Raw genomic sequence first — 11,360 nt, 5'->3', positions numbered from 1 at the left:
GGCAGGGCCCGCGAGAACCACAGGGGTGTGCCGTCCGGACGGGTGATGACCTGCACGTTCATGCCGTGCTTCTTGTGCTTCTGGGAGTAGTAGGGCCCGTCCGCTCTGATGCGGTCGGTGGGGATCAGGGTGCCGTCAACGATGGCGAAGTCGCCTTCACCCAGGCCCACCAGGGCCTCGTGGAGGCCTGGCGCCCACGCGGCCAGCACCTCGAGTGTCTCGTCGACGTAGCGCCACGCGGTCGTCTCCGATACCCCGAACCCGGCTCCGACCTGTGCGAACGTCTCGTTCTTCCGCAGATGTCCGCGTACAAGTGATCGTGCACCACCTCGTACGGATGAGAGTGCACCAAAGTTGATGCGGTGACGGGCGGGTGCCGCGAGTCTTCTGTCGTCGGTTTCGGGGTGGCAGAGGGGCGGCTGACGTGGTCTTGGACCCGCATCGCTGGCTGGAGTTGAGGCGGTTCCGCGGTCTGTACGAGTCCGGCGCGATGAGCCTGCGGGAGATCGCGAAGGAGACCGGGCTGAACCGCCGCACGGTGACGAAGTACTTGTCGGGCGAGGCCCCCGTCGCGCCGCCGAAACGCATGACCGATGGCCGGCAGCAGCGACGGGTGGTCGACGAGGTTGCTCCGCTCATCGATGCGATGCTCCGGTCGGAGATCCTGCTGAAGGCGTCGGTGATCCACGAACGTCTCGCGTCGGAGTACCAGGTCACCATCAACTACCAGCGGGTCAAGATCTACCTTCAGGAGGCGAGGCCCCGCATCGCCGAGGAGCTCGGCATCAGTCCGGGTGAACTGGCGGGGCTGCATCGGCGGTTCGAGGTGGTTCCGGGCGCCCAGGCCCAGGTGGACTGGGGTGATGAGGGCAAGATCCTCGCCCATGTCGGGATCCCGAAGGTCTACTCGTTCCACATGACGCTGTCGTACTCGCGTGATCCGTTCTGCTGCTTCAGCACCAGCCAGGATCTGGCGAGCTTCTTCGACTGTCACCGGGCCGCGTTCGCGCACTTCGGCGGGGTGCCGATGACGATCGTCTACGACCGCACCAAGACGGTCGTGCGTCGGCATGTTGCTCCTGGTGAGGCGGTCCCGCTGCACCCGGAAGCCGTCGCGTTCGCCGGGCACTACGACTTCGACATCGACGTCCTAGCCGCCTATCGCCCGACGGGGAAGGGCCGGGTTGAGCGGCAGGTATTGATCGTCCGTGATCATGTGCTGGCCGGACGGGCCTTCTCCTCGATCGAGGAGATGAACGCCGCCTTCACCGCGTGGGTGCCGCTGCGGCGGGCGAAGGTGCACGGCACTCACGGCGAGATCATCGGGCATCGGGCCGTGCGGGATCACGTGGCCCTGCGGCCACTGCCGCCGACGCCGTATGTGGTGGCCCAGCGGCATCTGCGGCACGTCGGCAAGGACTGCCTGGTCGCCTTCGACGCGAACCTCTACTCGGTGCCTGCCCGCAAGGTCCGCCCGCGCCAGCTGGTCGAGATCCGGGCCACAAAGTCGCAGATCAGCCTGCACTCCACCGCCCCCGGCGCCGACGGGGAAACCCTGCTGGCCGCCCATCCCCGGGCGGTGGGCCGTGGCGCCCGGATCGTGGACGAGAAGCACTGGGACGGCCTGCCCAAGGGCGACAACCGTCGCGTCACGACCGGCGACGTGATGCCTCAACCCCGCCGTGACCGGCCTCTGGGATCCGAAGCCGGTCCGCTGCAAGCCCTGTTGAACCGGGCCGCTGCCGCCAGTGTCGAGGTCGGCCGCCGCCCGCTGTCCGTCTACGACGAACTGACCGGCACCCGCCCCTTCACCACCAACCGAGCGACAAGGGAACCCTCTTGAGTCAGCTGACCGGCAACCGCATCCGCACCACGGCCGGCAAGCTCGGCCTGCCCCATCTCGCGGAGACCATCAACGAGTTCACCCGCCGGGCCGACGAGGCGAAGATGGGCTACCTCGACTTCCTCGACCTGGTCCTGTCCGAGGAACTCGCCGTCCGTGACGACCGCCGCTTCCGCACCGGCCTGCGGACCTCGAAGCTGCCACACCACAAGACGCTCGACGAGTACGACTTCTCCTTCCAGCCCGACCTCGACCCCCGCAAGGTCAAGGACCTCGCCACCCTCTCGTTCGTCGAGGCCAAGGCCAACGCGGCTCTGCTGGGCCCGCCGGGGGTCGGCAAGACGCACATCGCGGTCGCCCTCGCGGTCGCGGCCTGCCGGGCCGGCTACTCGATCTACTTCACGACCCTCGACGACATGGTCCGCAACCTCAAGGCCGCCGAGGCCGCAGGGCGGCTGGTCAACAAGCTCGGCTCCTACCTGCGGCCCAGCGTCCTCGTGGTCGACGAGGTGGGCTATCAGCCGCTGGAGCGAGCCGAGGCGAACCTGGTCTTCCAGGTGATCTCCAAGCGTTACGAGAAGGGCTCGGTCATCCTGACCTCGAACAAGACCTTCAGCGAGTGGGGCCAGGTCTTCGGCGACGAGGTTCTCGCCACCGCGATCCTCGACCGGCTCCTGCACCACTGCGAGGTCGTCTCGATCAACGGCAACAGCTACCGGCTCAAGAACCGCCTCCAGGCCATCGACCGGGACACCGACGTGGCCTGAGCAGTGGTGCACGTATCTCCGTACTCGGTGGTGCACTCAGACAAGTACGCGGACAGCAGATGCGCCAGCGCGAGCAGGGCTTGTTTGAAGCAACCGAGCTTGCGCCAGCGCGACTTCACCTCACGCCGCCGGTCGTAGATGAGCCAGGAGACATGCTCAACAAGCTCGTGCGGGACGTCGAGCATGGAAGGATACGGAACCAACAGAGCCCCCGGGCCGTCGGCAGTGTCGAGTGGAATCAACACCGCCAACGACCGGGGGCTCTGCCATGTCACTCCACCCTGCTGACCTGCACCTTCACCTTTCAGAGCCAGGATGAAAGAGGTTCAGTGATCGGGCTGAAACTCATGTCCTGGTCCTTGTTGATGAGATCTGCGTCGGTGGGTACGACGTAGAACCCATTGGTGGGGACGTGAGCCACGAGGCTGATGCTGTGGCGCCCTTCCCCGGCGCGAGCTTGGAGGGCAGGCACGGCGATCGCTGCGGTGTTGGGGGCCACCAGGGCATAGGCGCGGGCGAGTTCTGTGAGCGTGGTGGCGGTCTGTCCGGGGGATTCGGCGACGAGCTGGGCTTCCCGGCCGATGGCGTCCAGCAGCCTGTCTCGGGCATCAGCGGCAGACAGTTGCGTCTGTGAGGTGCGGGAGAAGGCGCCTTCGAAGCCCCCTTTCTCGGCCGGCACAACGAGCATGGCGACGTCCGCCTGCGACGTGCCGGTGATCATGTTCCTGCTCGCCGGTGCAGCCGCCCCCGCAGCGGACTCTGCATGGACCGAGCGGGGCTTGTCGCCCAGCGCCTGCCAGAAGTTACCGAGGCTGTTGAGCGCCTCGGAGGGCGGCAGTACGCGGGCGTAGGCGCGGGCGAGTTCCACCAACTCCGCCGATGCCTGCCCCGCGGACTTGTCCGCCACCCGCTGGGCCTCGGCGCCGATGGCCTCCAGCAGCTTGCCAGCGGCGTCCGTGGCGGATCCTGCACTGCTGCGGCGGATTGCGGACTCGAGACGGTTCTGGAACGCCCCCAGATTCGACCGCTGGTCTGTGACAAACCTGATCGCCACGTCGATCTTCGCGATGGACGAGTTGGCGTCGATCGCTGTCATGACGTTCACCGGACCCGCCACGGCAGCCCCGCCCTGGGCTCCGGCACCGCCCTGCTGATCGGCCGGGGTAGCTGCGCCCTGATCGGCAGGTGCGGCGGGCTCACCGGCGAAGAGGTGCTGGACGTTGGCGGCGAAGATGTTCACCGCCAGTGCCTCGTTGGTGTTCGTCCCCACGTGCACGCGCAGCGTCTTCAGCCGGTTGAAGCCGGCCTGGTCGGCGACACGTGCGATCTCGTCGGTCAGCTGGTCGACCTCAAGCTGGATCGCCGAGCGGTCCTCCTCGCTGTGGGTACCGTTCGCCGACTGGATCGACAGGACCCGCATCCGCTGGAGGACGCTGGTCACTTCATTGAGCCATCCCTCAGTGGTCTGGATGATGGCGATCGCGTCGGCTGCCCGGACGGCAACAAGCTGCCCGCTCGGCTCTTCTTCGTTGCTGGTCACGAGTACCCCCTGAAGTCGGCGACTGCGCTCCGTCCACTCGCCGGAGCGTGCGTGCCAAGCGAAGCCGATCAGCTACAGAGAGCGATAGGGTAAAACCGGACGCCCACCGGAGGTCTGACCCATATCCGACGCCGCAGGGACCTGCACGTCCACCGTGAGGGTGGGGCCTGCCCAGGTCTCCGCGATCACCGCCCATGATCACCAGCATCCACGAACCGTCGCAGAACACCCACTCAGAAGTGACCGCGTTGGCGCAGCGGATGCGCAGGCCTGACGCCATGTCACTGAGTTTGTGCATTGGGCAGTTCTGGAACCTCCCGAGCGACTGCAGTGCACGGCAACAAACCCACCGGTGCCCGCAGTGCAGAACCGGCAGGTGGCGGCTCGCAGATGGTGCATGCAGCCAATAGCGGGACGCGGTGTCTGCCGCCTAAATTCCTCTACAAGTCAGCCGACCGCCGATGGCCAGGATGCGGGCGAAGCGGCGGCTGAGTACCTCCAGCCACGGCAATCCCCGCATCCGTCGGTTCGCCGCCGGGATCCAAGGATCCGAGCACACCGCCCTTCAGCCACGTCACCACCAGCACTACCGGCTGTCCACTCAGGCGTTGACGCCGCACCGTGCCTTGTGGACCGGGCACTGTCTGCCCCCGCCCGCCCGCTCGCCGCGGCGTCGGCCCTACCTCTCCTCTCACCCATCATGGAGTGTTTTGCTGTGAAGCCGTTAAGCCGCACTGCTGCCGCGTTCACCCTGACGGTGGCCGTCACGGGAGCCGCTGCCGTGACCGCCACGTCCGCTCACGCCGTTGACAATCGCTGCTACATCACCGCGTCCGCTGCCAATGTCCGCGCGAAGGCAACGACCCGCGCTGTCGCGGTGGGTGTCGCGTACAAGGGCTGGTCGTGTGCCGCCCTGGACTACTCCTACCCGGGTGACACGCAATGGGCGAAGATCCGCGTGAACCGCACGGGCGTCGTCGGGTGGGTCCGCGGCGACCTGCTGCACACGCCGGGGGAAGGCGGGCACACCTGCATTCCCGAGAACTGCCCCCGATAGCCCCCGATCCCTGCGGGACCTGACCTTCCTGGGTTCCCGGCGCGCTGAGCCCCAGGCACCTTGGTGGCCTTCATGCCGCAGCCCTGTCCAGTTCGCCCCCGAACAGCGACCACGCTGATCTCCCCTCGCGCGGTCGCACGGACGGGGCTGCCGGGGTGCCGCTCGCCCCCGAGCGGCACCCCACCCCCGGCCCCGGCGAGCCGGTTCGGACCGGTCGGCCACGGGATGACACCAACGGTGCTGCCTGCCTGCCGGGCGTGCCCGCGTGCCCGGGAGGCACCACTTTTCTGCACCCCCTGCACCACTACTCAGAGGCCGGCGCAGCCCGGCCTTGTCCGCCTCACGTCAGGACTCCTCTGTGTTCTCCGACCGCACCTGCCCCGACACGCCCCTTCTCGTCGTCTTGGGCGCTGGTGACCGCGTCTACTACGGATACGCTCTCCAGCACATTGCTGCCCGCTATCCGGTTGCCTTGCTCGATGAGAAACCAGGGGAGTGGGCGTGTGACGTCAGCGCTGCGACGGTCGAGGTAGACCTGGCGGCCGACGAGGACGTCTTCCGGGCCGTAGGGGCGATCGCTGCGGACCGCGGGGTCGCTGGGGTCCTTACCTACCAGGACCAGCACGTTGAACTCGCAGCCCGGCTGGCTGACTTCTTCCGCGTGCCCGGGAACACTCCCTCCTCGGCGACGGCCTGCCGCGACCAGCACCTTGCCCAATCCTTGCTCACAGCCGCCGACATCCTTTCGATCACCCCCGCCCTCGCTGGTGACGCCGGCGCCGGCGCCGACGCCGCTGTCGAGCACGCGAGCGCGCTCGGCGGACCGGTCGTCCTCAAACCCCGCATTCTCAGCGGCCATGCGGGAGGTCACCGTGCCCGGCACTCCCGCGAGGCACGCGAGGCCTTCGTAACCGTCCGAAATCCTTACCAGCCGGGAGGGCAGTGCGCCGGTACAGGCGGGGTGCTGATCGAGGCGTACATAGACGGCCCCGAGATCGGCGTGGAGTGCGTGGTCCTCGACCCCGACACCGTGCACGTGGCAGCCGTCAGCCGCACCTTCACACGGGATCAGCCCTCGGCCCGGGAAAGCGGACATCTCGTGGACGCCGCCGACCCCGTCCTGCGTGATCCCCGGATCGGCCGGCTCGCCGCGTCGGCCGTGGCCGCGGTGGGTCTCTCGCGCGGCGTGGTCCACGTCCAGATGCGGCTGACCCACCAGGGGCCGCGCATCACCGAGATCGGCGCCACTCTCGCCGGGGACCTGATTCCCCACCTGGTCCACCTGGCCACGGGCCTCAACCTGCCGCAGATCGCAGCCGATCTCGCCACGGACGCCGACCCCGATCTTGTACCCAGCCAGAGCCGATGCGCCGCCGTACGGTTCCTCTACCCCTCCGTCACTGGTCACGTCACCGCGGTGCACTGCGGGATTCAGGCTGCGTGGCTGGAACGGCTCGTGTGGACCGCGCTGCCCGGCGAACACGTCTGCGCATCGCCCAACACCAGCATCCGAGACCGCACCGCCCTGGCTGTGGTCACCGGTGGCGACCCCTCCTCCTGCCGCAAGCGGCTCCAGCTCGTCGAAGAGCGCACCGGTATCCACATCCAGGCCGGCACGGCCTGACCACCCACCAGGAGTCCCGCCATGATTCTCAGCCCCACCCGCCCCGGCGCCACAGGCTCAAACGCCCGCACCACCGGGGGAGTTGCCGCCGTGGTCGCACCCGTCGTTGCCGGTACCCCCTACGCACCCGCCCTGGCCCGGCACGGCTGGTCCTGCATCGCCGTCACGCTGCCCGAGACGGACCACGCCGACGCCGCTCCGTCGCGCCTCCTCGACCAGATCACCCACACCGGCAGCGTGCGCCGGACGGCACGTGACCTCGCCCACCGGGGCACCACGGCCGTCGTGGCAGGCTCACCGGCGGGATGCGAGCTGGCCGACCGTCTCGCCGCCCGCCTTGGGCTGCCCGGCAACGTCCCCGCCACCGCCGACCTGCGCCGCGACACCGCCTGGACCAGCGCGGCCCTGCGCGATGCCGGGCTCAGCGCCCCACGCCTCCTGCGCACGGCCAGCCTCGGCGAGGCCCTGCGCTGGGCCCGGTTCACCCGCCTGCCCCAGCTCGTCGTGGAACAACCCGACCCCGCCCGCACACACGCCGGGGCTCTCTGCCGCACATCTGCCGATATCCGCGCCGCCTGGCACCGCCAGCAACACCGCGACAGCCAGCCGCTTGTCGTGCGCGAGCACCACCCCGGCACCCAGTTCCGTATCCACACCATGAGCGGACCCGTCCACGACGGCAACGACACCCACACCGTCACCGCCATCTGGTGCGAGAGCCACACGCGCGAGCGGCAGATCCACCGAGCCGACCTCCTTAGCGGCCGAGGCATCCTGGCCCGCGCGCTCACCCGCTACACCCAGCGCGCCCTCACCATCTTGGGTGTGCGCTACGGCCCCGCCCAGGCCACCGTCATCTACACACCCGACCGAGGCCCCACCCTCACCGCCCTGCGCACCGATGCAGGCACGGAGTTCGCCCCCGAGGCGCTCCGCGCGGCAACCGGCCACGACCCGGTCGCCGACACCGTGCACCTGATCCTCACCGGCCGGCGAGAGGAGCCCCGCCCAGCCCGCACGACACACACCACGAAGGTCGCGCTGCTGCCCCGCCAGGACGGCACGGTCAACCCGGAGCTGCTGCACACCCTCACCAGCCTGCCGACCGTGGCCGCCCACACCCCGCTGATCGCCGGCACCGCCGTGAACGTCGGCCAGGTAGCGGGCTGGCTCCTGCTCGCCGCCGAGGACCTGCGGGCCATCAACCGCGACCACCAGGCGATCCGGGCCGCCGAGAACTGCGGCCTGTACGGGCGAACCGCATGACATCGACACCCGATCCCATACGCGCCAAGGAACCGCCCGCACCCGGAATGCCGGAGCGCAGGACGACCTGGACGCCGGTATACCCGGCCGAAACCGCACTGCACATCGGCGAACTCCCCTCGAACCCGCTCGACGACACCGCCCAAGTCCTCGCCCTGATCGCTGCCCTGCGTGCCAAGACACCCCGCATCCCTGGCTTCGCCAACAACCTGGCCGTCGATCCCACCGACCTCGGCCCCACCCCGGGCGCGCAATTCAACAACGTGGCCGATCCGACCAGCAACGATGCCACCACCATCGACACCAGGGCCTACGAGCAAGCCGTGGTCCGCTTCATCGCCCAGACCACCCAAGCGCACCCCGAGGACTCCTTCGGCTACATCACGCCCAGTGACAGCGAGGGAGTCCTGTTCGGCCTCGCCACCGCCCGCCGTCGGCTGCCCCACGCCGCCGTCTACGCCTCAGACCAGGCCCACGACAGCGTCGCCACAGCCGCGGACCTCCTCGCCATGAAGCTCATCACCATACCCACCACGCGTGATGGTGCGATGGACCCAAAGGCCCTGAAGAGCACGGCGCTCCTCCAGCGCCGCATCCATCCCCACGGCGGGCGCGGCCCAGGAGCCATCGTGGTCGCAACGATCGGGACGGTCACGCACGGTGCGTACGACGACGTCACCGAACTCCGTCAATCGGCTGCAACGGCGGGGGGCGTCCATGTCCATGCCGACGCCGCTTGCGGGGGGCTGATCGCTGCCCATGCGCCTTCCGCGCCCCGCTGGAACTTCGCTCACGGCGCTGACTCCCTCTCCGTCAGCGGCCATGAAATCCTCGGCGCCCTCATCCCGTGTGGCGTCGTCCTGACCCGCCGACGCCACGTTGCGGCGCCACTGCTGGCCAGCTCCTACGCCCGGGCCACCGGCCAGAGAGGCGGCCGTTCCCGCAGTGGCCTGGCCGCCTTCCTTCTGTGGTGCGCGCTGCGGCGCCTCGGGCACTCCGGCCTTCGCGCCCACGCACTGGGTTGCCTGGCAACCGCCGAGTACGCCGTCGAGCAGCTCACCCTGGCCGGCGCGCATCCCACCCGCACCACCGACTCCCTCACCGTCTGCTTCGACCGGCCCGCCGAATGGGTCGCCCGCAAGTGGCACCTGGTCCGCGAAGGCCCGCTGGCCCGCCTGGTCACCGCCGGTCACGTCACGCGCCCCTCGATTGATGCCCTCTGCCGCGACCTGCGCACCCCCTGACACGAGGCCGAACCACGCGACAGGAACAGCCCTATGCAACGCATCCTTCTCACTCGCCCCGCCACCGCCCAGCGCACCATGATCGACACCTGGCTCGACAGCTACATCATGCGCGCCCATCCCCTCCTGGGACGCCCCGGCGCCGTCTGCCCGTACGTCACCGCAGCACGCCGCCACGGCGTCGTCCGCGTACGGGCCGCCACCGACACTCCGACCGGAGACCTGGTGCCCCGCGACCGCCAGCACACCAGCTCCGCCCAGGCCCGCACCTGGCTCCACGCTGTCCTGCGCACCGCCGTCGACGACTTCGAACACCACCAATGGCCTCCCCACGCACGCCAACTGCACTGCCTCATCGTGCTGCTCCAGGGCCTTGCCCCCGATCACTGGGGCGAACTCGACCGTGTCCACGGCGAGGTCAAGGCCGACGTGATGCGGCGCGGCCTGATGATCAGCCGATTCCACCCTCGCTGCCCGGCCACGGCCGTGCACAGCACCTCCTTCGCCGTGAACCGGTCACCGGCCCCGCTCATCGTCATCCGCCGCATGGCCCGCGACGACCACCTCTTCGCCGACGACGACCAGCAGCTAGGGGCCTACCAACGCCACTTCCCCGACACCGGGCGACGGGGCACACCGTCCAACTGCGCAGCAGCCCACCCACAAACCCTGTGACCACGGGGTGACACCGTCAGCACCAGTCGGTGGCGTCACCGCTGGCCTCATCCCATGGATTTCGTGCGCTGGCAGTGCCCCTGGCCTACACCACCGGCTCCACCGCCACCGCTGCGCTCCCGCCCCCCGATGGCACACCGAAGGCCGCGCCGCGGGGGCGCGCTCTCTCCGGCCGCCTCGATGGAGTCCAACGCCATGACCACTGCCGTCCCCGCCACCGACACCCCAGACAGAGCCGAGCACCAGGGCATCCGCATCACCGTGCTGAATGACGGGCGGGCCCTCGACTTCCTCGACCGCCGCTGGCCCACCCTCTACACCCGCGACCCGCACAGCACGCCGTACCAGTCCAGGGCCTGGCTGGGAGGCTGGGCACAGCACCTGCCCCTCACGGTCGCCCCCGTTATGGTGGTAGCCCATGACAGCAGTGGACCCGTCGCGGCGATGGCCATGACACACGAGGTGACGGACGACGGCCATGACCGGATACGTCCACTGTCCGCACCCACCGCCGAATGTATCCGCGCCGTCGGCCCCGGAAGTGAACGCCTGGCTGTCGCGAACGCACTGGTGCGGTGCCTGGTCGGGCTAGCCCGCGACGGGACGGAGGTCGGCCTCGCGGACGTTCCCGCCGACAGTGCTCTGGCCCACCAACTGGCCGCACAGTGGAACGGCTACCTGGAGCAGACGCCGTACGCCACGATCGCCCTCCCGGTCGGCTACGCAGGCCTCTCCCGGACAACGCAGCGCGGCCACCGGCGCCGCCAGCGCCTCTGGGACAACCTGACCGAGCACGGCCACCGCGTCCGCTACCGCCGCACCCAGAGCACCACCGAACTGCTGGAGATGCTTCCCACCCTTGAATCCTTGCATCGGCTGAGGCGGCCAGACCAGACGGAAGGTCTCCTCCATCAGGGCCTTCAGCCATGGCGCACTGCCCTCGAACGCTGCGGCACCGCAGCGTTCATTGCCACACTGACCCTTGACGAGGACGTAGTCGCGGCGCAGCTGTGCCTGCACCGCGGACACCGTGTCCACTCCGTCCTGCCCGCCATGAACCCCACCGCCTACGCCCTGGCTCCTGGACACGCCCTCCTGCGGAATCTCACCGCCGACCTGGAACGCTCTGGATACCGGACACTGGATCTCGGCAGAACGCGACCGGAACCCGGCCAGATCCACTACAAGGCCCAGTACGCCGCAACATGGACACGGACCCTGGCGATCCACAGCCACCCATTGTTGAACAGCACGAAAGAGTTCAGCAGCGCAGCAAAGAGTTCAGCATGTAGTTCAGCAGTGCAGTGAACTGTTCAGCGCCATACGGTACATCAATGGACGTTT

The 11,360-nt window shown here is 68.9% G+C and carries 9 protein-coding genes and 1 pseudogene; 8 read left to right on the top strand and 2 right to left on the bottom strand.

Translation table 11 applies throughout. The annotated features are described in order from the left end of the window. Positions 1-302: pseudogene (locus tag IE252_RS42420) on the bottom strand (transposase family protein); the annotation flags it as partial. A gap of 122 nt (positions 303-424) precedes the next feature. Between IE252_RS42420 and istA the strand changes: the two are divergent. Together istA and istB are read left to right on the top strand one after the other, a co-directional pair. Then, positions 425-1,843: an IS21 family transposase gene (gene istA / locus IE252_RS42415; RefSeq protein ID WP_190094863.1), complete on the top strand. Its 1,419-nt coding sequence runs from the start codon at positions 425-427 to the stop codon at positions 1,841-1,843. Beyond that, positions 1,840-2,610 (top strand): IS21-like element helper ATPase IstB, encoded by a 771-nt coding sequence (gene istB / locus IE252_RS42410; RefSeq protein WP_190094862.1) that lies wholly within the window; start codon positions 1,840-1,842, stop codon positions 2,608-2,610. Before istA ends, istB begins: the two co-directional genes overlap by 4 nt. A 304-nt stretch (positions 2,611-2,914) precedes the next feature. Here istB and IE252_RS44225 read toward each other — a convergent pair whose 3' ends face one another. Continuing rightward, the gene (locus IE252_RS44225) at positions 2,915-4,150 is read right to left on the bottom strand and encodes a flagellin N-terminal helical domain-containing protein (RefSeq protein ID WP_308434614.1); all 1,236 of its coding nucleotides are present in this window, start codon (positions 4,148-4,150) and stop codon (positions 2,915-2,917) included. Positions 4,151-4,931: 781 nt separating this feature from the next. Between IE252_RS44225 and IE252_RS42400 the strand changes: the two genes are divergently transcribed. From IE252_RS42400 to IE252_RS42375, 6 genes are all read left to right on the top strand, one after another. After that, positions 4,932-5,207, top strand: coding sequence for an SH3 domain-containing protein (locus IE252_RS42400; protein WP_229849162.1), 276 nt, complete (start codon positions 4,932-4,934; stop codon positions 5,205-5,207). A gap of 358 nt (positions 5,208-5,565) precedes the next feature. Next, positions 5,566-6,831, top strand: a complete 1,266-nt coding sequence (locus IE252_RS42395; RefSeq protein ID WP_190094860.1) for an ATP-grasp domain-containing protein — start codon at positions 5,566-5,568, stop codon at positions 6,829-6,831. 21 nt (positions 6,832-6,852) lie between these two features. Continuing rightward, positions 6,853-8,097, top strand: coding sequence for a glutathione synthetase (locus IE252_RS42390; RefSeq protein WP_190094859.1), 1,245 nt, complete (start codon positions 6,853-6,855; stop codon positions 8,095-8,097). After that, positions 8,094-9,341, top strand: coding sequence for a pyridoxal-dependent decarboxylase (locus tag IE252_RS42385; RefSeq protein WP_190094858.1), 1,248 nt, complete (start codon positions 8,094-8,096; stop codon positions 9,339-9,341). Before IE252_RS42390 ends, IE252_RS42385 begins: the two co-directional genes overlap by 4 nt. A gap of 33 nt (positions 9,342-9,374) precedes the next feature. Continuing rightward, the gene (locus IE252_RS42380; RefSeq protein WP_190094857.1) at positions 9,375-10,016 is read left to right on the top strand and encodes a DUF6875 domain-containing protein; all 642 of its coding nucleotides are present in this window, start codon (positions 9,375-9,377) and stop codon (positions 10,014-10,016) included. A gap of 195 nt (positions 10,017-10,211) precedes the next feature. Beyond that, positions 10,212-11,324, top strand: a complete 1,113-nt coding sequence (locus IE252_RS42375) for a GNAT family N-acetyltransferase (protein ID WP_190094856.1) — start codon at positions 10,212-10,214, stop codon at positions 11,322-11,324. The last annotated feature ends 36 nt before the right edge of the window (positions 11,325-11,360 follow it).

The sequence above is a fragment of the Streptomyces melanogenes genome, from assembly GCF_014649795.1.
GTDB classification, from domain to species: domain Bacteria; phylum Actinomycetota; class Actinomycetes; order Streptomycetales; family Streptomycetaceae; genus Streptomyces; species Streptomyces noboritoensis.
This window is presented reverse-complemented; position numbering and strand designations above follow the sequence as displayed.

What these genes read in the sequence shown, in the direction of transcription:
- IE252_RS42390 (WP_190094859.1), top strand. Translation starts at nt 6,853, where the DNA reads ATGATTCTCAGCCCCACCCGCCCCGGCGCCACAGGCTCAAACGCCCGC.
- IE252_RS42385 (WP_190094858.1), top strand. Translation starts at nt 8,094, where the DNA reads ATGACATCGACACCCGATCCCATACGCGCCAAGGAACCGCCCGCACCC.
- IE252_RS42380 (WP_190094857.1), top strand. Translation starts at nt 9,375, where the DNA reads ATGCAACGCATCCTTCTCACTCGCCCCGCCACCGCCCAGCGCACCATG.
- IE252_RS42375 (WP_190094856.1), top strand. Translation starts at nt 10,212, where the DNA reads ATGACCACTGCCGTCCCCGCCACCGACACCCCAGACAGAGCCGAGCAC.